This is a genomic window from Sphingobium lactosutens (genome assembly GCF_013393185.1).
In the GTDB taxonomy this organism is placed as follows: Bacteria; Pseudomonadota; Alphaproteobacteria; order Sphingomonadales; family Sphingomonadaceae; genus Sphingobium; species Sphingobium lactosutens_A.
The window spans coordinates 69,535-94,863 of record NZ_QJQX01000035.1 but is presented as its reverse complement, the minus strand read 5'-3'; the positions used below and the strand labels follow the sequence as shown (position 1 = coordinate 94,863).

The following is a 25,329-nucleotide window of genomic DNA, read 5'->3' as shown; positions in this document are numbered from 1 at the left end:
AACAAGAGGCTTGGAACCGCCATCTTGTTGTGTATTATAAAGACAATACAGTATGGAGATTGCGATGCCTCGTCCCCTTCCCCTTTTCGCGCTGGTCCTGACCGGCATGGCCCTGTCGACATCGGCCTGCTCGCGCAGCAGCGAATCGCCCGCTGCCGATGAAGTCGCGCGCACCGCGCAGGATTGGTCCACGCTCAAGGATTTCGACGCGATCGAGGCGACCGGGCCGGACAATGTCGCCGTCACCATCGCCAAGGACTTCTCGGTCAAGGCGGAAGGCGATCCGAAGTCGGTCGCCGACCTCGATATCCAGGTGAAGGGCGGCAAGCTTGTGATCGGCCGCAAATCCAAGGGCGACTGGAGTTGGGGCCGCAAGGATGGCGACAAGGGTGCGACCGTCCATGTCACCATGCCCGCGATCAAATCCGCAGATCTGACCGGCGCGGGCGATTTCGATCTGGACAAGGCGGAAGGCGACAGTCTCGACCTGTCGCTGACCGGTGCGGGCGATTTCCGCATCGGCACGGTGAAGCTCAAGACGCTGACCACCGACATTACTGGCGCAGGGTCGATCAAGATCGCCGGCACGGCCGATACGGCGAAACTGTCCATCACCGGCGCAGGCGATATCGATGGCGAAGCGCTGAAGGTCGGCGACGCCGATGTATCGATCTTGGGTGCGGGCGACATCGACTTTGCCTCCGACGGGAAGGTCGCTATCAGCATCATGGGGCCGGGCGACGTGACGGTGAAGGGTAAGGCGCAATGCACGACCAAGGGTGTTGGACCGGGCGAGGCGCGCTGCGCGCCCTGATCGCCGCAGGCCTAATCTCGGCAGTACTGGCCGTGGCTGCGCCCGCGAGCGCGGCCACGCGCGGCTTCACCATCACCAGCTTCGACGCGATCCGCGTGGACGCGCCCGTGACTGTGGTGCTGACCACGGGCGGGGGTACGTCCGCGCGGGCGGAAGGCGATCAGGGCGCGCTCGACCGGTTGAAGGTCGACGTATCCGGCCGGCTTCTGATCGTCAGCATGGAGAGGCCCCGCGCCGGTGAGAAAAGCGCCGGAGCGGCGACATTGCGCCTGTCGACCGAAATGGTCGGCCGCGTCGTCCTGAACGGCGGCGGCTCGATCGCCATCAATCGGATGAAGGGGCTGCAAGGCGAACTAGCGCTCGCCGGCAATGGCGATGTCAGCGTGAACGATGTGCAACTCGACCGGCTGGACCTGACCTTGTCCGGCGGCGGGCGGGTGACGCTGACCGGCCGCGCAGGCATCGCCAATGTGCGGGTCAGCGGTCCCGGCGCGGTGGCCGCAGAACCGCTTCGCGCGCGACAGGCGAATGTGGTCAATGACGGGCCGGGTAGCGTCGTCCTGACCGCCGACGTGAATGCGAAGATCGTTGCGACCGGATCAGGCGACGTCACGGTCGGCGGCAAGCCTGCCTGCACCGTGGACAATCGCGGCACCGGCAATATCCTGTGCGGTGGGGCGAATTATTAATCCCGCTTCGACGCTGAAGCCGCGTTGACCGTTTCGATGCGCACGCGGACCTCGGCCAGCAATTCGTCAAAGGACGACACCTGTTTTGCGCCATAGCGCTGCGCGGTGATGTCGACATTGCCCTTCCGCCAGAAGCCTTCCGGGCAGAAGATGATGAGCTTGCCCGACCGGGCGTGCAGTCCCATTTCGAGCAGGCTGACCGGGCTTTGCGATCCCGGCGCGAAATAAAGGATGATGATGTCCGCGCTGTCGAGCGCGGCCAGTTCCCATTCTACCTGCTCGCGGAAATTGGGGTCGCTCGCCTCGGGTTTCCACGCGGGGTTCCAGTCGGGACGGCGGGGATTGAGGATCGCAACCCGCTCGCCGGCCAGCGCGGCGATCATGTCCCGCTGCCAGTCGGTCGCCTTGCCCATGTCGATGCTGCCGCCCAGAAACAGGCGTGCGCGATCATGGGCGGCGGGCAAAGGCTCGGGAGATGTGATCGTGACGGCGCTCGGTGCGTCAGCCGCCATGGCTGATTCCGCAGCGAAGAGCAGGACGAGAACCGCCAGAAACAGGGACCGGATCATGGAAGGACGAAGGGAGGCGCGTGGTCGATGCGCCTCCTATCCCATTCAGGCCGGGACGCTGGCGAGCGCGGCCTTGACCGCGTCGATCGCGGCCCGCGCCTTGTCGCCGTCGGGGCCGCCGCCCTGCGCCATGTCGGGACGACCGCCGCCGCCCTTGCCGCCCAGCGCTTCCACGCCGGCCCGGACGAGATCGACCGCGCTGAATGTACCGGTCAGGTCGTCGGTGACGCCCACCGCGATGGTGGCGCGGCCATCGACCACGGCGAGCACGGCGGACACGCCGCTGCCCAGCGTCTTCTTGTTACCATCGACGATGCCGCGCAGTTCCTTGGGATCAAGGCCGTCGATGACCTGGCCAAGGAAGTCGATGCTGCCGACCTTCTCCGGGCCAGCCGCCTGCGCCGCGCCACCGCCGCCAAGGGCCAGCGCCTTCTTCGCTTCGGCCAGTTCGCGTTCCAGCTTGCGGCTCTGTTCGACCAGCGCGGCGATGCGCGCGGGCACGTCTTCCGGCGTGGTCTTGAGCGCGGCGGCGGTCTGGCGCAGCTTGTCGTCGCGTTCGGTGAGCCAGAGACGCGCAGCCTCGCCGGTCAACGCCTCGATCCGGCGCACGCCCGAGGAAACGGCGCTTTCCGACACGATCTTGAGCAAGGCGATATCGCCCAGCGCGCGGACATGGGTGCCGCCGCACAGTTCAACGGAATAGCTATGCTCGTCTCCCTTGCCCATCGAAAGGACGCGGACTTCGTCGCCATATTTCTCGCCGAACAGCGCCATGGCGCCCGCCGCGATCGCGTCGTCCGGGGTCATCAGGCGGGTCGTAACTTCGTCATTATGACGGATCTGCGCGTTCACATCCGCTTCGATGCGGGCAATCTGCGCATGGGTCAGCGCTTCGGGGTGCGAGAAGTCGAAGCGCAGGCGGTCCGGCGCGACAAGGCTGCCCTTCTGCGTGACATGTGCGCCCAGTTCGTTGCGCAGGGCGGCGTGCAGCAGGTGGGTGGCGCTGTGGTTGGCGCGGACGCGGTCGCGACGCTCGACATCGACGACCAAGTGAACCGTATCGCCGATCTTGACGCTGCCCGCCTCGATCTTCGCGCGATGGGCATGCAGGCGGCCGAGCGGCTTGGACGTATCCTCAACCTTGGCGGACAGGCCGCCCTGCGAGGAGATGACACCGGCGTCGCCCATCTGGCCGCCGCTTTCGCCGTAGAACGGCGTCTGGTTGGTGACGATGGTGACAGTCTCGCCAGCAGTCGCGCTGTCGAAGTTCACACCGTCCTTGACGATCGCCAGCACCTCGCCCTCGCCCTCGGTCGAGGAATAGCCGATGAACTCGGTATTGCCCGCCTTTTCGGCGATATCGAACCAGATTTCGTCCGACGCCTTTTCGCCCGACCCCTTCCAGGCGGCGCGCGCGGCGGCTTTCTGTTCCGCCATCGCGCTGTCGAAACCGCTGCGGTCGACGGTCAGGCCGCGCGAACGCAGCGCATCCTCGGTCAGGTCATAGGGGAAGCCATAGGTGTCGTAGAGCTTGAACGCGGTCTCGCCGGGCAGCGTGCCGCCTTCGCTCAGATCCACGGTCGCTTCGTCGAGCAGGCGCAGGCCATTTTCCAGCGTCTTGCGGAAGCGGGTTTCCTCGCGGAGCAGCGTTTCCTCGATCAGCGGCTGGGCGCGGACCAGTTCGGGATAGGCGCCGCCCATTTCCGACACGAGGCTGGAAACGAGACGATACATCAGCGGCTCCTTCGCGCCGATGATGTGGGCGTGGCGCATGGCGCGGCGCATGATGCGGCGCAGGACGTAGCCACGGCCTTCGTTCGCGGGCAGCACGCCGTCCGCGATCAGGAAGCTGGTCGAGCGGAGATGATCGGCGATGACGCGGTGGCTGGCCTTGTGCTCGCCGGTTGTAGCGGTCTTCGACAGCGCGCCGCTCTCGGCGATCAGCGCCTTGAACGTGTCGGTGTCATAATTGTCGGTCACGCCCTGCATGACGGCGGCGATGCGCTCCAGACCCATGCCGGTGTCGATCGAGGGCTTGGGCAGTTCCGAAACGATCTCGTTCGCTTCCTGCTCATATTGCATGAAGACGAGGTTCCAGATCTCGACAAAGCGATCGCCATCCTCTTCCGGCGATCCCGGCGGGCCGCCCCAGATATGGTCGCCATGGTCGTAGAAGATTTCCGAGCAGGGACCGCAGGGACCGCTGTCGCCCATCGCCCAGAAATTATCCTTGGTCGGGATGCGGATGATGCGATGTTCGGGCAGGCCCGCGATCTTCTTCCACAGCTCGAACGCCTCGTCGTCCGTGTGGTAGACGGTCGCGGTCAGCTTGTCGGGCGACAGACCCCATTCCTTGGTCAGCAGGGTCCAGGCATGGGTGATCGCCTGTTCCTTGAAATAGTCGCCGAAGCTGAAATTGCCCAGCATTTCGAAGAAGGTATGGTGGCGCGCGGTATAGCCGACATTGTCGAGATCGTTATGCTTGCCACCGGCGCGGACCGACTTCTGGCTCGACGTCGCGGTCTTGTAGGGGCGCGTTTCCAGACCCGTGAAGACATTCTTGAACGGCACCATGCCGGCGTTCACGAACATCAGCGTCGGGTCGTTGTGCGGCACCAATGGCGCCGACGGAACGATGGTGTGGCCGTTGGCCCCGAAATAGTCGAGGAAAGAGCGGCGAATGTCGTTGGTCGAGGTCATGCGCGCGATTTAGTGAGATTGTGCCTTTTGCTCAAGCGCCTCGCGCGAATGATATTGACGAATTGTTGCCCGTCGCTCCCCCGATAGGGCAGCAGGTTTCGCGGTAGGTCGCCTAGGGCGCATAAACCCGTCGCCAAAAGGACCGCCGACGATGGTGAAAAACCGGTAATGCGAACTATGACGAAGGACAAAAGAGCGACGAGGGAATTGGCGATACTGCCTCCAGCAGTAACCCATCCCCAATGATTTCCGTGTCTTCGTTCAAACTGATATTCCGCTCGGCCGGCTCCCGGCACAATATTCCGAAGGCGGCGCCATCCGATCATTTCAAATTTGAACGGCGCGACGCGAAGACAAAATGGCCTGACCGCTAAAAACGTCACACGCCCTCCACAAAGTAGCGCGGCAAAGGCGTGGCCGACCTCATGGACTACCGTGTTAAGCCAAATAGCAAATATCCAGAGGAAGGGCACGATCATGATCGCGGCACTTCCGTCGAAAACTCGAATCAAAATAACCAGCGCGCTCAGCCGGCCACACCATTGAATGAAGCGTACCAGTTCGCGCATCTACCCCATCGGCTCTTCAATCGACACAGGCGGTTTCGAGAACCATACCGCCCCCTGCGCGGTCATGTGGAAGCAGTCTTCCATGCGGACGCCCATGGTGCCGGGGAGATAGAGGCCGGGTTCGTTGGAGAAGCACATGCCGACGTCCAGCTTCGTCGCCTCGCCATGGACGAGGTTGACCGGCTCATGTCCTTCCATGCCGATGCCATGGCCGGTGCGGTGGGAGAGGCCCGGCAGCGCGTAGCCGGGTCCGTAACCTTGGCGCTGATAATAGCCGCGCACCGCATCATCGACCGAACCAGCGGGCGCACCGAGCTTCGCGGCGGCGAAGGCGATCTTCTGGCCCTGCGACACGTCGTTCCAGACCTTGCGCTGCTGGGTGCTGGGGGCGGCTCCATAGACGAAGGTGCGGCTGATGTCGGACTGATAATCCTCGATCGTGCAGCCGCAGTCCATCAGCACCACCTCGCCCGCGCGCACCGCCTGCGGCTTGCCAGAGCCATGCGGATAGGCGGCGGCCTCGCCGAGTAGAATGAGGTTGAACTCCACCTGCCCACCCAGTTGCTTCGTGGCCGCGCTCATCAGCGCGCCGATGTCGGTGGGGGTCATGCCGACCTTCACCTGCGCGTAAGTCCAGCGATAGGCGGCCATGGTGACGTCGGCCGCCTTCCGCATCAGGGCGATTTCGGCCGCCGTCTTGCGCATGCGGATGGCGCGGGTGACGGGGTCTTTGACGAGGGTCGCAGCGGGCAGCGCGGCCTTGATGCCGTCGACCGCGAAATAGCGGACGGTTTCCTCGATGCCGATGCGGCCTTTGGCCAATCCCTTCGCGGTCAGAAAGTCGGCGATCGGGGCATAGGGGCTTTCATCCTCCTGCCAGACGCGGACCTCTGCGGGGATGGCGAGCGATTCGTCGATCGAGGGTTTTTCGAAAAAGGGGCAGACGACCAGAGGCGCGCCGCTGGCGGGAATGACCAGCGCGGTGAGGCGCTCAGAGCGATGCCAGCGGATGCCGCTATAATAGATGAGGCTGGCGCCCGGTTCGACCAGAAGGGCGTCGATACCCTGCGCCTGCATCATCTTCTGCGCGCGGGCGAGGCGATCGGCGCGCTCCGCCTTGCCGATCGGAGCGACGGTGCCGGTAAGGGATTGCAGCGCCTCACCCGCCTTTTCCTGCGCGAAGAGGCGCGGACTGAAAGCCGCGCCAGCAAGGCTGACGGCCGCGGTACGCAGCAGGGTGCGGCGATCTGGATGAAAGGACGATCTGGTCATGAGGTTCCCCCGGCTGCGTAGTCCGAATGGCTAACGTAGCGAGAGGGCCATAACAACAGCCGTTCGTTTCGAGCGTGTCGAGAAGCGGTTAGCGTTGCGCTTCTCAACGCGCTCGAAACGAACGGAGGTTAGTGCTTCACGCGACCTCCAGCGCAGCCTCCGCCTTCTTCTTCGCGCGGAAGGCGTGGAGGAGCGGTTCGGTGTAGCCGCTGGGCTGCTCGACGCCCTCGAACACCAGCGCGCGAGCGGCCTGCCAAGCGAGGCTCTCCGTTTCCCGGCCGCTCATCGGCTGGTAGAGCGAGTCGCCTGCATTCTGGGCGTCGACCTTGGCGGCCATGCGCCGGAGCGCGGCGTCGATCTGATCGGGCGTGCAGACGCCGTGCAGCAGCCAGTTGGCCATATGCTGCGAGGAGATGCGCAGCGTCGCGCGGTCCTCCATCAGGCCGATATCGTGGATGTCGGGAACCTTGGAACAGCCGACGCCCTGATCGACCCAACGAACGACATAGCCCAATATGCCCTGCGCATTATTGTCCAGTTCCTGCGCGATCTCCTCGTCCGAGAAGTTCCGGCCGACCGCGACCGGGATGGTCAGCAGCTTGCCGAGCGGCGCGATGCCCTCTGCCGCGCGCTCCGCCTGACGGGCAAAGACGTCGATGCGGTGATAATGGGTCGCATGCAGTGTCGCGGCGGTGGGCGACGGAACCCAGGCGGTGTTGGCGCCGCTCTTGGGGTGGCCGGCCTTCTGATCCAGCATGTCGGCCATGCGATCGGGCGCGGCCCACATGCCCTTTCCGATCTGCGCCCGGCCGGACAGGCCGCAGGCAAGGCCGATCTGGACGTTGCGATCCTCATAGGCGGTGATCCAGTCGCTCGCCTTCATCTCGCCCTTGCGGATCATCGGGCCGGCCTGCATCGACGTGTGCATCTCGTCCCCGGTGCGGTCGAGGAAGCCGGTGTTGATGAAGACGATCCGGTCGCGGACGGCATGAATACAGGCGGCGAGGTTTGCCGAGGTCCGGCGCTCTTCGTCCATGACGCCGACCTTGATCGTATGGCGCGGCATGCCCAGCATATCCTCGATCGCGTCGAACAGACGGTTGGTGAAGCCGGCTTCCTCCGGCCCGTGCATCTTGGGCTTGACGATATAGACACTGCCCGCGCGGCTGTTGCCGCCATCCCGCTTCAGGTCGTGGAGCGCGATCAGGCTGGTGACGATGCCGTCGATTATGCCTTCGGGCGCTTCCGCGCCATCAGGCAGGCGGATCGCCGGGTTGGTCATCAGATGGCCGACATTGCGGACGAACAGCAAGCTGCGACCGGCCAAGGTGAAGGCGCTGCCGTCCGGCGCGCTGTAGGCGCGGTCGGGGTTGAGCGCGCGGGTCATCTGCCGCCCGCCCTTCTCGAACGTGTCGGTCAGGTCGCCCTGCATCAGGCCGAGCCAGTTGGCATAGGCGACGACCTTGTCCGCCGCATCGACGGCGGCGACCGAGTCCTCCAGATCGCAGATGGTGGTCAGCGCGGATTCGAGAATGACATCGGCGATACCGGCCGGATCATCCTTGCCGATCGGGTGGGCGCGGTCGAAGACGACTTCGATGTGCAGGCCGTTGTGGCGATACAAACGGCCCTTTTCGCTGGTGCCGACGAACTGGGCGGGATCGGCGAGGTCGATCTCATCGCCGGTGAGGTCGGCCCACTTGCCGTTCGCCAGCGGGATCGCATCGTCGAGGAACGCCTTGGCCCAGCCAATGACCTGCGCCCCGCGAGCGGCGTCATAGCCCTTCCCCGCCGCCGCGCCGGGAATGGCGTCGGTGCCATAGAGCGCGTCATAGAGGCTGCCCCAGCGGGCATTGGCGGCGTTCAGCAGGAAGCGGGCGTTGAGGATTGGAACGACCAGTTGCGGGCCAGCCATGCGGGCGACTTCGTCATCGACATTCTGGCTGCCGATGGTGAAGGCCGCGGGTTCGGGGACCAGATAGCCGATCTCGCGCAGGAAAGCCTGATAGGCGTCCGCGTCGTGCGGCTGGCCCCGGCGCTGTTCGTGCCAGCTGTCGATCTGTGCCTGAAGCGTGTCGCGCTTGCGCAGCAGGGCGGCGTTGTCCGGTGCGAAGCGGGCGAAGATATCGGCGGCGCCGGTCCAGAAGGCGTCGGGCGCGATGCCGGTGCCGGGCAGAGCGCGGCTGTCGATGAAATCGGCCAGTTGCTGGGCGACCTGAAGGCCTGCCTTGTCGGTCATGCGGTCAATCATGCGGTCGGTCATGGGGTCCACTCCTTGGTTGCGCCCTTCATAATCTCTTCGCATTATGCTGTGTAGACGCTATTATTCGAAGACAGTCATTCCTGTGGTGAACGAATATGATGGACCCGGATCATGAATTGTTCGTGACCGTCGTGGATGAAGGCGGGCTGGCGGCGGCCGGGCGACGGCTGCATATCTCGCCTGCCATGATGTCCAAGCGGCTGGCGCGGCTGGAGGAAAGGCTGGGCGCGAAGCTCATCCATCGCACCACGCGGCGGTTGGCGCTGACCCCGGCCGGCGAGCGGCTTCATGCCGACCTGCGCGGCATATTGGCGGCGCTGGACGAAGCGGAACGACGCGTGTCGGGCGCGTCGGCGGTGGCGAGCGGGTCGCTGCGCATCACCGCACCGACTTCCTTCGGGCGGATGCACCTCGCCCCCTATCTCCAGCGCTTCATCGACGCGCATCCGAAGGTGGAACTGGCCGTCGATCTGTCCGACGATTTCGCCGATCTGATCGAAAGCCGCGCCGACCTCGCCATCCGCATCACCGCCGATCCGGGGCCGGGACTGACAGCGAAGAGGCTGGCAACCAACCGGCGCATCCTCTGCGCCTCGCCCGACTATCTGGCGCGGCATGGCACGCCGCAGACGATCGCCGACCTCAAGAACCATCGCCTGCTCGCCGCCGAAGGTCAGATGCCGTGGCGACTGGTCGGGCCGATGGGTCCGGTGAGCGTCGAGGGACGCAGCGATGTGCGCACCAACAGCAGCGAACTGGTCCGCGAACTGACGCTGACGGGCGGCGGCATCGCGCTGCGATCGCTGTGGGATATCAGTGGCGCGATCGGCCGTGGCGATGTTCGGCAGATCCTACCGAATTTCGAAGGTTCGGCGGACGTCGGCTTGTTCGCCGTGCAACTGCCGCAGCATAATCCGCCCGCCGCGATCACCGCCTTCATCGATTTTCTTGTTACACTTTATGTCCCGACGCCGCCCTGGGAACGCACCGTCTTGCCCTAGCGGAACGCAGTCACTAAGGCCCATCGCATGGACGATAACACACGCCGCGCCGCCCTAGACTATCACCGCTATCCCCAGCCCGGTAAGCTCCGTATCGAGCCGACCAAGCGCATGGTGAACCAGCGCGACCTCGCGCTGGCCTATTCGCCGGGGGTCGCCGCACCCTGCGTCGAGATCGCCGAAGATCCCGACAAGGCGATGGACTATACCGCGCGCGGCAATCTGGTCGCCGTCATTTCCAACGGCACCGCCGTGCTGGGCCTGGGCGCGATCGGCGCGCTAGCGTCCAAGCCGGTGATGGAAGGCAAGGCCGTCCTCTTCAAGAAATTTGCCGACATCGACGTGTTCGACATCGAAGTCGACACTACCGACCCGGACAAGTTCGTCGAGGCGGTGGCGCTGATGGAGCCGACCTTCGGCGGCATCAATCTGGAAGACATCAAGGCGCCCGAATGCTTCGCCATCGAGCAGCGCCTGAAGGAACGGATGAACATTCCGGTCTTCCATGACGACCAGCATGGCACCGCCATCGTCGTCGCCGCGGCAGTGCGCAATGCTCTGGTGCTACAGGGCAAGACGCTGGCCGATGCGAAGCTGGTGACGTCGGGCGCGGGCGCGGCGGCGCTCGCCTGCGTCGACCTGCTCGTGTCGATGGGCCTGCCGGTCGAAAATGTGACGATGACCGACAAGGACGGCGTCATCCATTCGGGCCGCGAGGGCATGTTGCCCAACATGGCGCGCTATGCCCGCAACACCAATGCGCGCACCCTGCCCGACGTGCTGCCAGGCGCGAACCTGTTCCTGGGCCTGTCCGCGCCCGGCGTGCTGAAGCCGGAATGGCTGCCGCTGATGGCGCCCAATCCGCTGATCTTCGCGCTGGCCAATCCGGAGCCGGAAATCCGCCCCGAAGCCGCGCGCGAGGTGCGCCCCGACGCAATCATCGCCACCGGCCGGTCGGACTATCCCAATCAGGTCAACAACGTCCTGTGCTTCCCCTATATCTTCCGTGGCGCGCTGGATTGCGGCGCGACGCAGATCAACGAGGCGATGAAGGTCGCAGCGGCCGACGCCATTGCCGGCCTCGCCCGCAAGCCTGCGCATGACAGCGTGGCGCAAGCCTATGGCGGTCGCAAGCTGGTGTTCGGCGCCGACTATATCATCCCGACGCCGTTCGACCCGCGCCTGATCGGCGAGATCGCGGTCGCCGTCGCCAAGGCGGCGATGGACAGCGGCGTCGCGAAGAAGGCGCTGGACCTTGACGAGTACAAGCGCAGCCTGACTCACAAGGCGACCCGGTCGGGACAGTTGATGCTGCCCGTGTTCGAAGCCGCCCGCGGCAGCCAGACCCGCATCGCCTATGGCGAGGGCGAGGACGACCGCGTGCTGCGCGCCGTGCGCGACGCGCTGGACGAAGGCATCGTGCGCCCGACGCTGGTCGGTCGCCGTCGCATTCTGGAACAGAAGCTGCCGGAACTGGGCCTCACCCTCGACCTCGACAAGGATGTCGATCTGGTCGATCCGGAGACGGATCACCTCGTCATGGGCGAACTGGTGGAGGCTTATCGCGCCGTCGCCTCGCGCCGGGGCGTACCGGCGGACGAAATTCTTCGCCATGTCTATCGCCGCCCGACCATCACAGCCGCCATGCTGCTGCGCACCGGCCGGGTCGATGCCGCGCTGGTCGGCGGCCGCTCCGAATATTGGGGCCAGGTCGAACATGTGCTGCGCATCATCGACCGGGTACCCGGCCATAGCCGCGTCTACGCGCTGTCGGGCCTGATCCTCGACGCGGGCGCGCTGTTCATCACCGACACGCATATGGTGCCGGACCCGACTCCCGAGCAGATTGCGGAAATGACGCTGGCGGCTTCGGCCGAGTTGCAGCATTTCGGACTGCCACCGCGCGTGGCGCTGCTGTCGCACTCCAATTTCGGCGCGTCGCACACCGACAGCGCGCGCAAGATGCGCCGGGCGCTCAAGCTGGTGCGCGAAGCCGCGCCCGAACTGGCGGTGGACGGCGAAATGCACGCCGACGCCGCGCTCAGCCAGTCGCTGCGCGACCGGTTGATCCCCGATTCCCGCTTCGAGGGGCCGGCCAACCTGCTGGTGATGCCGAACCTCGACGCGGCGAACATCACGCTGACCGCCCTGTCAGCCGCCTCCAGCTCGCCGACGGTCGGACCGATGCTCATGGGCCTGACCAAGCCGATCCATGTGCTGACGCCCGGCGTCACGTCGCGCGGCATCCTGAACCTGACCGCGATCGCGGCGGCGGAAGTAGCGCGCGAAGGCTGAGCTTAACCTTTCATCCCTATCCTTGAGCTTGAACGGAGGCATGAGGAACGAGATGACGGGTTGGTTCAAGGCATTGGCGAAAAGCACCGGACCCAAGCTGGCGATAGGCCTGGGGCTGGGCGGCGCTGCGCTGCTGGCGATGCAATGGATCGACCGGCCCGCAGCGCAGGATGCCGCATCGGCGGACGTGGCGGAGGGCCGACCCGCCGCCGCCCCAGCCCCTGCCCCCACCAAGCCGATGGAGCGGCGCAGCGACCAGCCGATGGACATCGATCCGCGCGCATTGCTGGTGAAGCGCGTGCTGAAGATCGACGGGCCTTTCCGCCATGGCGACTATGTCTGGGACGAAAAGGGCGCACCGACGACCGGGCCGGTCATCATCACCATCGACCTGAAGGCCGAAACGCTGTCCGTCTTCCGCGCGGGCTATGAGATCGGCGCGGCGGTCATCCTCTATGGCGCGACCGACAAGCCCAGTCCGCAGGGTGCTTTCCCGATCACGCAGAAGGATGCGGACCATGTGTCCAACCTCTATGACGCGCCCATGCCCTATGCGCAGCGCCTGACCAGCGACGGCGTCTTCATCCATGGCAGCGACGTCGAATATGGTCGCGGCACCCATGGCTGCATTGGCGTGCCGGTGGAATTCGCGAAAAAATTGTTCGCCGTCACCAAATTGGGCGACGTGGCCGTCATCACCAACGGCAAGATGCTGGACGTGAGCAAGGCGCAGGTTGGCGGGTGAAATTCCTCTCTCCGTTCGTTTCGAGCGAAGTCGAGAAACGATATGGATGACCTACCCTCTTCTCGACACGCTCGAAGCGAACGGAACTACCTCATTGCGGCGCATCCTCGATCGCCGGCTTGTGCCCGGCGGTGAGCGCGCTGCCGCCTGATGCGGCGACGATACAGGCGATCGCGATCCATTGCATGCCCGTCAACCGCTCGCCCAGCACGATGAAGCCCGCCAGCGCGCCGATGGCGGGCGCTGAACTCAGCATCAGCCCGAACACCGGCGCAGACAGACGCCGCATTGCTTCCATCTCCAGCGAATAGGGCAAGGCGCTCGACAGCAACGCGATAGCGATGCCGATCAACAGCACCCAGGGCGAAAAAAGCGCCGCACCGGCATGCGCCAGACCGACGGGCATGACGAGAATCGCGGCGACCAGCATCCCCCAGGCGACCGCATCGCCGCCTAGCGCGCCCGACAATCGCTTGCCCGTCAGAATATAGAGCGCCCAGCATGCCGCCGCGGCGGCCGCGAAGGCGACGCCCAGCGGATCGAGCGGCGCGTCGGCGCGGAGCGGCAGGAGCAGCAGCAACCCGGCCACCGCAGCGCCCAGCCAGAGGAAATCGCGCGGCCGGCGCGATCCGAACAGCACGATCGCCAGCGGTCCCGTCACCTCGATCGCCATGGCGATGCCGAGCGGAATGCGCGCGAACGCCTGATAGATGGTCAGATTCATGAGGCCCAGCGTCGCGCCATAGGCCAGCAGGTGCCAGCGCACATCGCGCGGGATGGGACGACGCCAGGGCCGGCGAAAGAGCAGCAGCAGGATCGCCGCAAGATCGATGCGCAGCGCGGCAATGCCATAGGCGCCGACCAGCGGGAACAGCGTCTTGGCGAAGGCCGCGCCCAGATTCATCGATGTGAGCGACAGCAGCACTGCTCCCGCACCGGCCCCAATTCCTGCGAGGGCGAAGCCGCGCCCCTTCTTGTCGCCATTCCCTGTCATCACGGCCGCCCTATAGCCGATCCCACCGCCAGGGCGAATGTTTCCCGATTGCGTGATGCGCGTGCGCAGTTGCAGGAATCTCATACGAATGCAGGGTTGACCAACGCTGTCATCAGGCCCATTTGCGGGGCTTCCATATATTTTGCATTGCAGCATGGAGCTTGCCATGGGCGCCCCTACCCAGAACGCGCATCCCGCGCTCGTCCTGTTCGCGCTCTCGGTCGGCGCCTTCGCGATCGGCACCACCGAGTTCGCCTCGATGAGCCTTTTGCCCTTTTTCGCACGCGACCTGGGTATCGACGCCCCGACTGCCGGCCATGCCATCAGCGCCTATGCGCTGGGCGTGGTCGCGGGCGCGCCAGTGATCGCCGCCTTTGCCGCGCGCCTGCCGCGCCGGACGCTGCTAATCGGCCTGATGGCGATGTTCGCCGTCGCCAATGCCCTGTCGGCGTTGTCGCCAAGCTATCCCTGGATGTTGCTGTTCCGTTTCTTGTCGGGCGTGCCGCATGGCGCCTATTTCGGCGTCGCCGCACTGGTCGCCGCCAGCCTGGTCCCGATCGAGAAAAGGACGCTGGCCATCGCCAAGGTCATGTCCGGCCTGACCGTCGCGACCGTGCTGGGCGTGCCGGTCGCCAACTGGATGGGACAGGTTCTGGGCTGGCGCTCGGGCTTCTTCGTGGTCGCCGCGCTGGCGGTCGCGACGGTGACTCTGGTCGCGCTCTACGCCCCGCGCGACGCCGGCGATCCCAAGGCCAGCCCGATGCGCGAACTGACCGCGCTCGGCAAAGGGCAGGTCTGGCTGACGCTGCTGACGGGCGCGATCGGCTTTGGCGGAATGTTCGCGGTCTACACCTATGTCGCCTCGACCATGATCGAGGTGACACGCGTGCCCGAAACCTATGTGCCGCTGATCCTCATCATCTTCGGCATCGGCATGACGCTGGGCAATCTGGTCGCCGCCTGGCTGGCGGACCGCGCGCAGAGCCGCACCGTCATCGGCGTGCTGCTGTGGAGCGCGGCGTCGCTGGCGCTGTTCCCGCTGATGGCCGGCAATATCTGGACGCTCAGCCTGGTTGTCTTCCTGATCGGCATTGGCGGCGGCCTTGGCACACCCTTGCAGGCGCGCCTGATGGACGTGGCCGGCGACGCGCAGACGCTGGCGGCGGCGCTGCATCACAGCGCCTTCAACGTCGCCAATGCGATCGGGCCGTGGCTGGGCGGCGTGTCGATCGCTGCGGGCTATGGGCTGGTGTCGACTGGCTGGATCGGCGCCGCACTGGCGCTGGGCGGGCTGGCCGTCTTCCTGCTCGCCATCACGCTGGAGCGGCGTCAGGCCGATCTGGTTCCCGCCGCCGCCGAATAAGCCGCTTTCGTCCCGCCTTGTCGCCCGATAAGGCAGAGGCATGAACGATCATGCAAGAGAGACGATGCTGGCCGAGGCGGTGGTGGCCGCCCTGCGCCGAGGCGATGCGGTAGTGGCGCTGGCGACCCTGCGGGAAATGACCGATCCGCCGGCGATGCTGATGGCGCAGGCCTGCAATCGCAACGGCGATCTGGATGGCGAAGCGGCAGCGCTCCGCAGCATGCTCGACAAGGATATGCGCAACCTGCCCGCCCTGCTCGGCATGGGTCAGAATGCGCTGCGCCGGGGTGACGAACGCGGGTCGACCAGTTGGTTCCGCGCGGCGCTGGCGCAGGCGGCCGCAACCGGCGCGCCGCCCCAGATCCAACCGCTGCTCCAGCAAGCGCAAGCCAGCATCGCGCGGTCGAGTCAGCGCTTCGAGGATCATCTGACCGCCGCGATTCGCGGTCTGCCACCCCTGCCCCGCATCGCCCACGCCACCGACCTGCTGCTCGGCAAGCGCGACGTCTATCTCCAGCAACCAAGCATGTTCTATTTCCCCGACCTGCCCCAGCGCGCCTTCTACGAGCGCGAGGCGTTCGACTGGGTCGCGCCGATGGAGGCAATGACCGACTCCATAGTGGCGGAACTGACGGCGGTGCGTGCGGAGGAAGCGGAGTTCGCGCCCTATGTCCAGACTCCGGCCGACCGGCCTGCGCCCAATAATCCCCTGCGCGACGATCCCAGCTGGGGGGCGCTCTATTTCTGGCAGAATGGCGCGCCGGTCGAGGAAAATGCCCGCCGTTGCCCTTCCGTTATGGCGGCGCTCGCCCATGCGCCCATGCCGGTGATCGAAAGCCGGTCGCCGATCGCGCTCTGGTCGCTGCTCAAGCCAGGCACGCATATCCAGCCGCACCACGGCCTCCTCAACACGCGCCTCATCTGTCACCTGCCGTTGCTGGCGCCCGGCGATTGCGCGCTTCGGGTCGGCGCGGAGACGCGGGCCTGGCGCAAGGGCGAGATGCTGATCTTCGACGACAGCATCGAGCATGAAGCCTGGAACCGCAGCCAGGAAACCCGCGTGGTGCTGCTGTTCGAAGTGTGGCGGCCGGAAATAGGCGCGGAGGAACGCGAGGCGCTGACCCGGCTGTTCCAGGCGATCGACACTTTCGGACCGGCGCAGGTCGATACCGGCGGCTGAACCTCTTCCCACACGCTCGTAATGTTGTTATAAGCGAACGTAACAAAATAACAGGAGGATGGCCAAGGCGCTCCCGCTCTACGGACTTCGCCCATGCCTCCTGTCATCCCGTCACAGACGACGCCGTCTGCCCGTCCCCACAGCCTTGCCGAGGATGGCTATTCCATCGCCATCGGCTGCGCCTTCATCGCCATGGGGATCATGTTGCTGAAACAGGCGAGTCTGGTGACGGGCGGTATGGCGGGCATCGCGCTGCTGCTATCCTATTTCATTCCTTGGTCGCCCGCCGCGCTGTTCATCCTGATCAACATCCCCTTCTTCCTGTTCGCAGGCAAGGCGATGGGACCGGCCTTCGGCCTCAAGACGCTGTTCGCCAATGTCGCGATCATGGCGCTGGGCCTCACCATGCCCTGGGCGATGCAGATCGCGAAGATCAGCCCGCTCTTCGCCGCCCTGTTCGGCGGGTCGATTATCGGCTTCGGCATCCTTGCCATCGCCCGCCATGGCGCGGGCGTCGGCGGCGTGGGCGTCGTCGCGCTGGCGCTGCAAAAGTCGCGCGGCTGGAATGCCGGCCGCACGCAGATGTTGTGCGACATCATAATCCTGCTGCTGTCGCTGCCGGTGCTCAGCCTCGACCGGTTCGGCCTGTCTATCCTGTCCGCTGCCGCGATGAACGCCGTGCTGGTCGTGAACCATCGGCCGGGGCGCTATATCGGTTATTAAGTCTCACAAAGCGGATCATTGCCCCGATCGCGCGCGCGCAGGGCACTGGCGGCGTCGTTGGCGATGCGTGGGAAAGTGACGCCCTCCAGCGACCCGCGCCCTTCGCAAAGGTCCGCGCAGGCCATGTCGACCACGCCGGGCAGCGCGACCTGATCGCCATCATATTGAGCGACGATGATGCAGCGGTCCCCACCCTTGAAGCTGAGGATCAGTTTATCGCCTGCGCGGCGCGCGCTGCCGTGGCCGCGACAATTGGGTTCCTCGCCGAACACCGCCTCCAGCCCGAAACGATATTGGCCGTCCTTGCCGGGAATGACGCAGAGCGCATCCCGCCCCGCTTCATGACTGCGCTGAAACAGGCCGACCGGCGAGATCTTGCTGGCGTCGGCGATCGCACCGCTTGCGATCGCTGCGCGCTCTAGCCCGGATACGGACGCGCCGCCGCTGTCCGGAGCAGCAACACTGCGCTCCGGCGGTTGCTGACAGGCGGCCAGCAGAGCGAGGAGCGCAACGCTAGTTCGCCGCATCGACGCTGCTGAGACCCTCCGGGCCGATCCGGCGGAAGAAGCAGGAGCGCGCGCCGGTGTGGCAAGTGGGACCAGCCGGCACCGCCTTCACCCAGACCGCATCCTGATCGCAGTCGATGCGCAGGTCGCGCACCTGGAGCATATGCCCCGACGTCTCGCCCTTCTTCCAGAGCGACTGGCGGCTGCGCGACCAGAAATGGGCCAGCCCCGTCTCCACCGTCAGCGCCAAAGCCTGCGCATTCATATGCGCGACCATCAGCACTTCGCCAGTGGCATCGTCGGTCACAACGGCTGTGATCAGCCCGTCCCCGTCATATTTCGGATTGAGGGTCAGCCCCATGTCGCGTGCATCGTCCATCGCGGCGATATAGAGCATTCTGAAGCCGGCTGAAACAGCCGAAGGCTCCCAGAAAGCGGTAATCAAAACAGAAATAACCATGCGCGATTCAATCTGATCGTTCACGCCTCCAATGGGCCGGACGCGCGTTGCGAAGCCCTTTTGCGACCCGCGCCCTCGATCCCTGACCAGGCGCCAATATGTCACTTTTTGGCAAGACCGTTGCCAATTTGCGACAAAATGGCGTCAGCTTTTCTTGCCCCTCACGGAAAGCGCGCATAGCGTCGCGCCAACGATCCGAACAATGGGACTCCGCAGGGAGCGGGATGCAGGGCCAGGGAAAAAGGGGCCTCCACCATGTCATATATGCCGATCTTCACCACCATTTCGCGCGGCGCGCTTGCGATTTCGCTCGCCGCTGCTCTGGCGCCCGTCGGCGCCGCCCATGCCCAGACCGATCCGGCCGCAGCTAACGAAGAAGGCCTGAGTGAAATCGTCGTCACCGCCTCGCGCCGTGCGGAAAACGCCAAGGACGTGCCCGTTGCCGTCACCGCGATCGGCGGCGAGAAGCTGGACGCGCTCAACAGCAGCGGCCTCGACATCCGCTTCCTGTCGGCGCGCACGCCCAGCCTTCAGGTCGAAAGCTCGTTCGGCCGTACCTTCCCGCGCTTCTATATTCGCGGCCTCGGCAATACCGACTTCGATCCCAACGCCGCCCAGCCGGTATCGGTCGTCTATGACGATGTCGCGCTCGAAAATCCGATGCTCAAGAGCTTCCCGGTGTTCGACCTCGCCAGCGTCGAAGTGCTGCGCGGGCCGCAGGGCACGCTGTTCGGCCGCAACACCCCCGCTGGCGTGGTCAAGCTCAGCTCCGCCGCGCCGACCGACCATTATACCGGCTATGCGACCGCATCCTGGGCGACCTACAACACGGTCAATGCCGAAGGGGCGATCAGCGGCCCGATCGCCGACGGCCTGAGCTTCCGCCTGTCGGGTCTGCTCCAGCGCCGCGACGACTGGGTGAAGAATGACAATCAGGGCGGCAATGCCGACGCCGAGCTGGAAGGCTATCGCGACGTCGCCGGCCGCCTGCAGGTCGCCTATGAATCGGGCGACTTCAAGGCGGTGCTGAGCGGCCATTATCGCGACCTCAAGGGCAGCCCGCGCGTGTTCCGCGCCAATATCTTCCAGCCGGGCAGCAATCATTTCGTCGACGGCTTCGACAAGGACCATGTGAACCTCGACGGCCGCACCAGCCAGTCGATGAAGCAGGGCGGCGGCAATCTGCGCATGCAGGTCCATCTGGACGGCGTCGGCACCATCTTCTCCACCACCGGCTTTGAAAAGGCGTCGGTGGAAAGCACCGGGGACATCGATGGCGGCGGCTGCTACCCCTATACCGGCTGCACCTTCGGCGACCTGGGCGTCGGCACCTTCGATTCCAACACCGGCAATGGCGTCAAGCCGGAGGAGTTCAGCCAGGAATTCCGCTTCGCTACCGACGACATGAACGGCATCCGCCTTCAGGCCGGCACCTATTTCTTCCACCAGCGCCTGAAATATACCGAATATAGCTATGATCTGGCGGGCACGAAGATCAGCAACATCCTGCACAACAACACGAACGAGAATATCGGTGTGTTCGCGTCGGGTGAAGCCAAGCTGACGGATGCGCTGACGGTGCGCGGCGGCGTGCGCTACACGCGCGACAACAAGCGCGACACGATCACGCTCGATCCGGCGCTGGCGGCCAGCACCATCTCCAGCCAGCTGATCGCCGTCGACCTGCCGCTCAGCAACACCGCGCGTGGAAAGAACCTGTCCTGGGACGTCAGCGCCACCTATGCGCTCAGCCCCGACGTCAACCTCTATGCCCGTGTCGCCACCGGCTATCAGGGTCCGGCGATCCAGGACCGCGTCACCTTCTTCAGCGTGCCTTCGGTGGCCAAGAAGCAGACCACCATTTCCTATGAAGGCGGCGTGAAGGGCGCAATCGGCAACAGCCTGCGCTTCGACCTGTCGGCCTATTATTGGAACACGGACGATCTTCAGCTGACCGCGGTCGGCGGCGTCGGCAATTCGGCGCGCCTGATCAACGTCAACAAGGCGGTCGGCTATGGCGTCGAGGCGAATGTCGAGGCGCAGCCCATCCCGAACCTGACTTTGACGGCGGGCGGCAGCTACAACTTCACCGAGATCCGCGACAATGCGGCCTTCGTGGCGGTCTGTGGTTCCGGCATGTGCACGCCCACGGGCAGTATCTTCGTCGATGGCGGCACGACCTACAGCTATCTGGACGGCAACGATCTGCCCCAGGCGCCGCGCTACATCGCCAATGCGACGCTGCGCTACGGCATCCCCGTCGGCGCTGGCGAGGTCTTCGCCTTCACCGACTGGGCCTATCGCAGCAGCGTGAACTATTTCCTCTACTCGGCGGCAGAGTTCCGGGGGCGTTCGCTGCTCGAAGGCGGCCTGAAGATCGGCTACAAGTCGGATCATGGCTATGAGGTCGCGGCCTTCGCTCGCAACATCACCAACCAGATCCGCGCCGTCAGCGCGATCGACTTCAACAACCTGACCGGCATGATCAACGAGCCACGCATCATCGGCGGCATGATCAAGGCCAGCTTCTGATCGATCGCACGACTGGTAGAAACAGAGGGCGTCCCGCAAGGGGCGCCCTTTGCCGTTGGGCGCATTTTTGACGCGCTGCTGGCAAGAGCGCACACGACAAAAAGGCCTGCGAGCTGCTGCTCTACAGGTCTGTCCAATTTCCCGATTTTGGGAGAAATGGGGCGATCGACGGGATCCGAACCCGCGACCTCTGGTACCACAAACCAGCGCTCTAACCAACTGAGCTACGACCGCCACAGGGGCCGTTGACCCCGCGAGAAGGGCCACATATGCGGCCCATCCTCCCTCGTCAAGCGCCCAATGACGACTTTATTGCAAAGGCGTGGATTCCTGTGCCGGGCGAATGGCGTGATGCCACGGCAAGATGGTAAGATCGGGCCAGCACGCCGCCCAGCGCCGTGCCTTGGCTTCATAATAAGCCTGATCGATCTGAGCCGCATTGGCTCGCACGACGGGATCAAGCAGGTCGGTCAGACCAAAGGGAGCCGACAGCGCCTCCGGCGTGATCGCCACCGCCGAAGCCGTCGTCGGAAAGGTGAGCGTCGCATCGATGGCAGATCGATAGACGTCGATAGGCGTGCCGAAGCGATCCGGATACCAAAGATGGACCCGCGCCTGGTTCTTCACATCGATCCGAACCGGCAGGTCGGCAAAAACGTCGCTCAATCGCGCCGCTGCGGTCCGCTCCGCTGCTTCGGACAGGTCCGCGGCATCGAAATAGATGATGTCGGCGTCTGCAATTCCATGAAACGGGGGAAAGCCGAACGCCTCATTCCAGCGCGTCTGCGCCAGAAGACTGCCCGACAGCCAGACATCAGGCAGTTGGACGGCGTCCCATCGATGCAGGATCATACCTGTCACGGGATGCCGGGCGGCAAGGTGGCGCACCGCTTGTTCCACCACCGATCGCTCGGTCAAAGCCCCGTCGCCTCCAACTGCGCACGCAGATTGGCGAGCGTGCCTTCCGATACTCTGGGCCGTTCCCGCGCGGGCTTGCCCTTGCGCAGCCGGGCGCGGTCCTTTTCCGACGCGTCGACCACGCGCACTCGCACGGCTGCATGGCCAAGCGCCCGGATGCCCAGTTCCTCCGCCGCGCCGCGCGACAGGTCGATAATCCGCCCGCGCCCGGCGAACGGTCCGCGATCATTGACCCGCACCAATATCGTCCGCCCGGTCTGAAGCGACGTCACCTCGACATAGCTCGGCAGCGGCAGGCTGGTATGGGCGGCGGTGATCCACTTGGCGCGGAAGCGTTCGCCATTGGCGGTGCGATTGCCCGATTCCGATCCATACCAGCTGGCATAGCCGAGCATGTCATAGCTGGGGTCGGCGACAGGGACATAGGTGGTGCCGCGTACCTTGTAGGGCGGGCCGATGCGGACGGGGCTGTCGCTGACGGGGCGGTAATTGCCGCCTGCGCAAGCCGCCAGAGCGAGCGCCGGAGCCAGTACGGGCGCGATCCGGGCCAATCGTTTCCAGAGCGTCATGCCCCTTTCCTATCGTCCCCTCCGTGGCGCGTCGAGGGCGGTAAAACGGAAAAAGGGGCGAAGATGCGCTGACATCTTCACCCCTTCCCTAACGGCAAATCGCGCTTCCGGGGTTGCCCCTCAAAATCGCGTCACTCTCCTGAAAACTTTCCGGCCGCGATGCCGGTAAACTGGTCAGAGCGAGCGCCTGCCGGAAGCAGGCGCTCAATCCCTTAGTTGACCGAATCCTTCAGGCCCTTGCCGGCCTTGAACTTCGGCTGAGCCGAAGCCTTGATGGTCATGGTTTCGCCGGTGCGCGGGTTGCGACCGGTCGAAGCCTTGCGCTGCGAAACGGAGAAAGTACCGAAACCGACCAGGCGAACTTCGTCGCCCTTCTTCAGAGCGCCGGTGATGGCGTCGAACACGCCTTCGACGGCCTTGGTCGCGTCATTCTTGCTAAGGCCGCTGCTTTCAGCAACCGCGCTGATCAAATCCTGCTTGTTCATGCCTTGGGAACCCCCTTGTGCTGTTTGGTTGTTAGGAATCGCGGCGTAGGGGCGGCAATAAGGCGTGGATTCAAGCGCCTGTCAAAGGGAAAGCGACGTTTTCCCCGGCCCTGACCCCATTTTGCACATTGGGATGCGTATCAGGCCAAAGCCAAGGAGTTCCGCCATTTACATCAGCCTCAGTGACGAAGCGTGGGATCGCTATCACGTCCCGCCGCTGCGGGCGGCTGGGCAGCGAGGTCGTCCTCCTCCGTCCAGGCGATCGCCTCAGGCTTCGACACCAGTGCGCGGGCCAGCACTTCATCGACATGCGACACCGGAATGATGTCCAGCCCCTCGCGGATGTTAGACGGAATTTCCGCTAGGTCTTTCTCGTTTTCCTGTGGGATCAGCACCGTCTTGATGCCACCGCGCAGGGCGGCCAGAAGCTTCTCCTTGAGTCCGCCGATCGGCAGCACGCGACCGCGCAGCGTGACCTCGCCGGTCATCGCCACATCCTTGTGGACGGGGATGCCGGTCAGGGTCGACACGATGGTCGTGACCATGCCGATACCCGCCGAAGGACCATCCTTGGGCACCGCACCCTCAGGCAGGTGAATGTGGATGTCCTTGCGGTTGAAGAGGCTCGGTTTGATGCCATAGCCGGGCGAACGCGCCTTCACATAGGAATAGGCGGCCTGCACCGATTCGTTCATCACTTCGCCGAGCTTGCCGGTGGTCTTGATCGCGCCCTTGCCGGGCACGGTCACGGCCTCGATCGTCAGCAGCTCGCCGCCGACCTCGGTCCAGGCCAGGCCGGTGACGGCGCCGATCTGATTCTCTTCCTCGCCCACGCCGTGGCGAAATTTCTGCACGCCGGCATAGTCGGCCAGATTGTCGGGCGTGATGACGACCTTTTCATATTCGCCTTCCAGGATCTTGCGCAGCGCCTTGCGCGCAAGGCGCGCCATCTCGCGCTCCAGCGTGCGGACGCCGGCTTCGCGGGTGTAATAGCGGATCAGGTCGCGGATCGCCGGCACGGTCACTTCGACCTCGCCATCCTTAAGGCCATGGGCGTCGATCTGCTTGGGCAGCAGATGCCGCTCCGCAATCTCCACCTTCTCGTCCTCGGTATAGCCCTCCAGCCGGATGATCTCCATGCGGTCGAGCAAAGGCTGCGGCAAATTCAACGAGTTAGCGGTAGTTACGAACATGATGTCTGAAAGATCGACATCGATCTCCAGATAATGATCCTGGAACTTGCTATTCTGTTCGGGGTCGAGCACCTCCAGCAGCGCCGACGCCGGATCGCCGCGGAAATCCTGGCCCAGCTTGTCGATCTCGTCGAGCAGGAAGAGCGGGTTCATCGTCCCGGCCTTCTTCAGGTTCGACACGATCTTGCCCGGCAGCGAACCGATATAGGTGCGGCGGTGGCCGCGAATCTCGGCCTCGTCGCGCACGCCGCCCAGCGACTGGCGCACGAACTCGCGCCCGGTCGCCTTTGCGATCGAACGGCCGAGCGAGGTCTTACCGACGCCCGGCGGGCCGACGAGGCACAGGATCGGCCCCTTCAGCTTGTTGGTGCGCGCCTGCACGGCCAGATATTCGATGATCCGGTCCTTGACCTTCTCCAGTGCGAAATGATCCTCGTCGAGGATGTCCTGCGCCTTTTTGAGGTCGGTCTTGACCTTGCCCTTCTTGCCCCAGGGCAGGCCCAGCAGCACGTCGAGATAGTTGCGCACGACGGTGGCCTCGGCCGACATGGGCTGCATGCCCTTGAGCTTCTTCAGCTCCGCCGTCGCCTTGGCGCGCGCTTCCTTGCTCAGCTTGGTCTTGGCGATCTTCTCGGTCAGCTCGGCGAGTTCGTCGCCTTCCTCACCCTCGCCATTGCCCAGCTCGCGCTGGATCGCCTTGAGCTGCTCGTTCAGATAATATTCGCGCTGGGTCTTTTCCATCTGCCGCTTCACGCGGCCGCGAATCTTCTTCTCGACCTGGAGCACGCCCAGCTCGCCTTCCATGAAGGCAAAGACCATTTCGAGGCGCTTGACCGGGTCGGCCTCGACCAGCAGCGACTGCTTGTCGGACACCTTGACGTTGATGTTCGCCGACACGGCGTCGGCAAGACGGCCCGCATCCTCGATCTCGCGCAGCTGCACCGGCGTTTCGGCCGGCAACTTCTTGTTGAGCTTCGCGTAATTCTCGAACTGCTCAGCAACCGAGCGCATGAGCGCGGCGGCTTCCGGCCCTTCGGCGGCAATTTCCTCGACGTCGGCGACATCGGCGACCAGATAGGCATCGCGCGCCTCCATCTGTTCAAGCCGCGCGCGATGCTTGCCCTCGACCAGCACGCGGACCGTGCCGTCGGGCAGCTTCAGCAGCTGAAGCACCACGGCGACGACGCCAGTGTCATAGAGCGAGTCGCGACCTGGATCATCCTCGGCCGGGTCGAGCTGCGAGACGAGGAAGATTTCCTTATTGCCTTCCATCGCTGCTTCGAGCGCCGCAACGCTCTTGTCGCGACCGACGAACAGCGGGACGATCATCTGCGGGAAGACGACAATGTCGCGCAGCGGCAGAAGGGGATATTGCGTAGTCATTCACTCTCCGGGGCCAGAACAAGCGGCCCTTCCTTGCGGTTCATCGCCTTTATGGTGATGCCCGGCGCGTCAATCAATCAGCCTATGGTCATATCATAGCAACAAT

General features: G+C 64.7%; 21 protein-coding genes and 1 tRNA gene. 9 read left to right on the top strand and 13 right to left on the bottom strand.

What is annotated here, in order from left to right; translation table 11 throughout:
* The first annotated feature begins 64 nt into the window (after nucleotides 1-64).
* A complete protein-coding gene (locus DM806_RS06105; RefSeq protein WP_256869134.1) occupies nucleotides 65-814 on the top strand; it encodes a head GIN domain-containing protein in 750 nt (249 codons plus the stop codon).
* Complete coding sequence (locus tag DM806_RS06100) at nucleotides 766-1,503, top strand: GIN domain-containing protein (protein WP_179042334.1); 738 nt, start codon at nucleotides 766-768, stop codon at nucleotides 1,501-1,503. Before DM806_RS06105 ends, DM806_RS06100 begins: the two co-directional genes overlap by 49 nt.
* On the opposite strand, the gene DM806_RS06095 is transcribed toward DM806_RS06100, so the two are convergent.
* From DM806_RS06095 to DM806_RS06075, 5 genes are all read right to left on the bottom strand, one after another.
* Nucleotides 1,500-2,015 carry a nucleoside 2-deoxyribosyltransferase domain-containing protein gene (locus DM806_RS06095; protein WP_256869133.1) on the bottom strand — a complete coding sequence of 172 codons (516 nt, stop codon included), beginning with the start codon at nucleotides 2,013-2,015 and terminating at the stop codon, nucleotides 1,500-1,502. The two genes, DM806_RS06100 and DM806_RS06095, sit on opposite strands and share 4 nt — an antisense overlap.
* Before the next feature lie 102 nt (nucleotides 2,016-2,117).
* Nucleotides 2,118-4,772, bottom strand: coding sequence for an alanine--tRNA ligase (gene alaS / locus DM806_RS06090; protein ID WP_179042332.1), 2,655 nt, complete (start codon nucleotides 4,770-4,772; stop codon nucleotides 2,118-2,120).
* On the bottom strand, nucleotides 4,769-5,341 hold the full coding sequence (locus DM806_RS06085) for a M50 family metallopeptidase (RefSeq protein ID WP_179042331.1): 573 nt from the start codon (nucleotides 5,339-5,341) through the stop codon (nucleotides 4,769-4,771). The genes alaS and DM806_RS06085 overlap by 4 nt, the downstream gene beginning before the upstream one ends.
* Nucleotides 5,342-6,613, bottom strand: a complete 1,272-nt coding sequence (locus tag DM806_RS06080; RefSeq protein ID WP_179042330.1) for a M24 family metallopeptidase — start codon at nucleotides 6,611-6,613, stop codon at nucleotides 5,342-5,344.
* 136 nt (nucleotides 6,614-6,749) lie between these two features.
* Nucleotides 6,750-8,864, bottom strand: coding sequence for a malate synthase G (locus DM806_RS06075; RefSeq protein ID WP_179042396.1), 2,115 nt, complete (start codon nucleotides 8,862-8,864; stop codon nucleotides 6,750-6,752).
* Nucleotides 8,865-8,971: 107 nt separating this feature from the next.
* Between DM806_RS06075 and DM806_RS06070 the strand changes: the two genes are divergently transcribed.
* The 3 genes from DM806_RS06070 to DM806_RS06060 are packed head-to-tail and all read left to right on the top strand — an operon-like array spanning nucleotide 8,972 to nucleotide 12,917.
* Nucleotides 8,972-9,877, top strand: coding sequence for a LysR family transcriptional regulator (locus DM806_RS06070; protein ID WP_179042329.1), 906 nt, complete (start codon nucleotides 8,972-8,974; stop codon nucleotides 9,875-9,877).
* Between the two features lie 27 nt (nucleotides 9,878-9,904).
* A complete protein-coding gene (locus DM806_RS06065) occupies nucleotides 9,905-12,172 on the top strand; it encodes an NADP-dependent malic enzyme (protein ID WP_179042328.1) in 2,268 nt (755 codons plus the stop codon).
* A 52-nt stretch (nucleotides 12,173-12,224) separates the two neighbouring features.
* Nucleotides 12,225-12,917, top strand: coding sequence for a L,D-transpeptidase family protein (locus tag DM806_RS06060; protein WP_179042327.1), 693 nt, complete (start codon nucleotides 12,225-12,227; stop codon nucleotides 12,915-12,917).
* A 91-nt stretch (nucleotides 12,918-13,008) separates the two neighbouring features.
* Here DM806_RS06060 and DM806_RS06055 read toward each other — a convergent pair whose 3' ends face one another.
* Nucleotides 13,009-13,911 (bottom strand): EamA family transporter, encoded by a 903-nt coding sequence (locus tag DM806_RS06055; protein WP_218647382.1) that lies wholly within the window; start codon nucleotides 13,909-13,911, stop codon nucleotides 13,009-13,011.
* 154 nt (nucleotides 13,912-14,065) lie between these two features.
* Between DM806_RS06055 and DM806_RS06050 the strand changes: the two genes are divergently transcribed.
* The 3 genes from DM806_RS06050 (at nucleotide 14,066) to DM806_RS06040 (ending at nucleotide 17,177) form a co-directional block, all read left to right on the top strand.
* On the top strand, nucleotides 14,066-15,274 hold the full coding sequence (locus tag DM806_RS06050; RefSeq protein WP_372859313.1) for an MFS transporter: 1,209 nt from the start codon (nucleotides 14,066-14,068) through the stop codon (nucleotides 15,272-15,274).
* Nucleotides 15,275-15,314: 40 nt separating this feature from the next.
* Nucleotides 15,315-16,454, top strand: coding sequence for an aspartyl/asparaginyl beta-hydroxylase domain-containing protein (locus tag DM806_RS06045; RefSeq protein WP_179042325.1), 1,140 nt, complete (start codon nucleotides 15,315-15,317; stop codon nucleotides 16,452-16,454).
* A 93-nt stretch (nucleotides 16,455-16,547) separates the two neighbouring features.
* Nucleotides 16,548-17,177 carry a YitT family protein gene (locus DM806_RS06040; protein WP_179042324.1) on the top strand — a complete coding sequence of 210 codons (630 nt, stop codon included), beginning with the start codon at nucleotides 16,548-16,550 and terminating at the stop codon, nucleotides 17,175-17,177.
* Here the strand turns inward: DM806_RS06040 and DM806_RS06035 are convergent.
* Together DM806_RS06035 and hisI are read right to left on the bottom strand one after the other, a co-directional pair.
* Nucleotides 17,174-17,704 carry a hypothetical protein gene (locus DM806_RS06035; RefSeq protein ID WP_179042323.1) on the bottom strand — a complete coding sequence of 177 codons (531 nt, stop codon included), beginning with the start codon at nucleotides 17,702-17,704 and terminating at the stop codon, nucleotides 17,174-17,176. The two genes, DM806_RS06040 and DM806_RS06035, sit on opposite strands and share 4 nt — an antisense overlap.
* Nucleotides 17,691-18,062: a phosphoribosyl-AMP cyclohydrolase gene (gene hisI, locus DM806_RS06030; protein WP_179042394.1), complete on the bottom strand. Its 372-nt coding sequence runs from the start codon at nucleotides 18,060-18,062 to the stop codon at nucleotides 17,691-17,693. The genes DM806_RS06035 and hisI overlap by 14 nt, the downstream gene beginning before the upstream one ends.
* A 336-nt stretch (nucleotides 18,063-18,398) precedes the next feature.
* Between hisI and DM806_RS06025 the strand changes: the two genes are divergently transcribed.
* On the top strand, nucleotides 18,399-20,675 hold the full coding sequence (locus DM806_RS06025; protein WP_179042322.1) for a TonB-dependent receptor: 2,277 nt from the start codon (nucleotides 18,399-18,401) through the stop codon (nucleotides 20,673-20,675).
* Between the two features lie 157 nt (nucleotides 20,676-20,832).
* Here the strand turns inward: DM806_RS06025 and DM806_RS06020 are convergent.
* The 5 genes from DM806_RS06020 to lon all read right to left on the bottom strand — a co-directional run bounded on the left by DM806_RS06020 (nucleotide 20,833) and on the right by lon (nucleotide 25,223).
* Nucleotides 20,833-20,909, bottom strand: a tRNA-His gene (locus DM806_RS06020).
* Between the two features lie 75 nt (nucleotides 20,910-20,984).
* A complete protein-coding gene (locus DM806_RS06015) occupies nucleotides 20,985-21,593 on the bottom strand; it encodes a nucleotidyltransferase family protein (protein WP_256869132.1) in 609 nt (202 codons plus the stop codon).
* Nucleotides 21,590-22,162 carry a septal ring lytic transglycosylase RlpA family protein gene (locus DM806_RS06010; protein WP_179042321.1) on the bottom strand — a complete coding sequence of 191 codons (573 nt, stop codon included), beginning with the start codon at nucleotides 22,160-22,162 and terminating at the stop codon, nucleotides 21,590-21,592. The genes DM806_RS06015 and DM806_RS06010 overlap by 4 nt, the downstream gene beginning before the upstream one ends.
* Nucleotides 22,163-22,374: 212 nt before the next feature.
* The gene (locus DM806_RS06005; protein WP_024019962.1) at nucleotides 22,375-22,647 is read right to left on the bottom strand and encodes an HU family DNA-binding protein; all 273 of its coding nucleotides are present in this window, start codon (nucleotides 22,645-22,647) and stop codon (nucleotides 22,375-22,377) included.
* 179 nt (nucleotides 22,648-22,826) lie between these two features.
* The gene (gene lon / locus DM806_RS06000) at nucleotides 22,827-25,223 is read right to left on the bottom strand and encodes an endopeptidase La (protein WP_179042320.1); all 2,397 of its coding nucleotides are present in this window, start codon (nucleotides 25,221-25,223) and stop codon (nucleotides 22,827-22,829) included.
* Nucleotides 25,224-25,329: the final 106 nt, after the last annotated feature.

What these genes read in the sequence shown, in the direction of transcription:
- DM806_RS06055 (WP_218647382.1), bottom strand. Translation starts at nt 13,911, where the DNA reads ATGACAGGGAATGGCGACAAGAAGGGGCGCGGCTTCGCCCTCGCAGGA.
- DM806_RS06070 (WP_179042329.1), top strand. Translation starts at nt 8,972, where the DNA reads ATGATGGACCCGGATCATGAATTGTTCGTGACCGTCGTGGATGAAGGC.
- DM806_RS06105 (WP_256869134.1), top strand. Translation starts at nt 65, where the DNA reads ATGCCTCGTCCCCTTCCCCTTTTCGCGCTGGTCCTGACCGGCATGGCC.
- DM806_RS06050 (WP_372859313.1), top strand. Translation starts at nt 14,066, where the DNA reads ATGGAGCTTGCCATGGGCGCCCCTACCCAGAACGCGCATCCCGCGCTC.
- DM806_RS06075 (WP_179042396.1), bottom strand. Translation starts at nt 8,864, where the DNA reads ATGATTGACCGCATGACCGACAAGGCAGGCCTTCAGGTCGCCCAGCAA.
- alaS (WP_179042332.1), bottom strand. Translation starts at nt 4,772, where the DNA reads ATGACCTCGACCAACGACATTCGCCGCTCTTTCCTCGACTATTTCGGG.
- DM806_RS06100 (WP_179042334.1), top strand. Translation starts at nt 766, where the DNA reads ATGCACGACCAAGGGTGTTGGACCGGGCGAGGCGCGCTGCGCGCCCTG.
- lon (WP_179042320.1), bottom strand. Translation starts at nt 25,223, where the DNA reads ATGACTACGCAATATCCCCTTCTGCCGCTGCGCGACATTGTCGTCTTC.
- DM806_RS06025 (WP_179042322.1), top strand. Translation starts at nt 18,399, where the DNA reads ATGTCATATATGCCGATCTTCACCACCATTTCGCGCGGCGCGCTTGCG.
- DM806_RS06045 (WP_179042325.1), top strand. Translation starts at nt 15,315, where the DNA reads ATGAACGATCATGCAAGAGAGACGATGCTGGCCGAGGCGGTGGTGGCC.
- DM806_RS06035 (WP_179042323.1), bottom strand. Translation starts at nt 17,704, where the DNA reads ATGCGGCGAACTAGCGTTGCGCTCCTCGCTCTGCTGGCCGCCTGTCAG.
- DM806_RS06010 (WP_179042321.1), bottom strand. Translation starts at nt 22,162, where the DNA reads ATGACGCTCTGGAAACGATTGGCCCGGATCGCGCCCGTACTGGCTCCG.
- DM806_RS06065 (WP_179042328.1), top strand. Translation starts at nt 9,905, where the DNA reads ATGGACGATAACACACGCCGCGCCGCCCTAGACTATCACCGCTATCCC.
- DM806_RS06040 (WP_179042324.1), top strand. Translation starts at nt 16,548, where the DNA reads ATGCCTCCTGTCATCCCGTCACAGACGACGCCGTCTGCCCGTCCCCAC.
- hisI (WP_179042394.1), bottom strand. Translation starts at nt 18,062, where the DNA reads ATGGACGATGCACGCGACATGGGGCTGACCCTCAATCCGAAATATGAC.
- DM806_RS06085 (WP_179042331.1), bottom strand. Translation starts at nt 5,341, where the DNA reads ATGCGCGAACTGGTACGCTTCATTCAATGGTGTGGCCGGCTGAGCGCG.
- DM806_RS06005 (WP_024019962.1), bottom strand. Translation starts at nt 22,647, where the DNA reads ATGAACAAGCAGGATTTGATCAGCGCGGTTGCTGAAAGCAGCGGCCTT.
- DM806_RS06080 (WP_179042330.1), bottom strand. Translation starts at nt 6,613, where the DNA reads ATGACCAGATCGTCCTTTCATCCAGATCGCCGCACCCTGCTGCGTACC.
- DM806_RS06060 (WP_179042327.1), top strand. Translation starts at nt 12,225, where the DNA reads ATGACGGGTTGGTTCAAGGCATTGGCGAAAAGCACCGGACCCAAGCTG.
- DM806_RS06095 (WP_256869133.1), bottom strand. Translation starts at nt 2,015, where the DNA reads ATGGCGGCTGACGCACCGAGCGCCGTCACGATCACATCTCCCGAGCCT.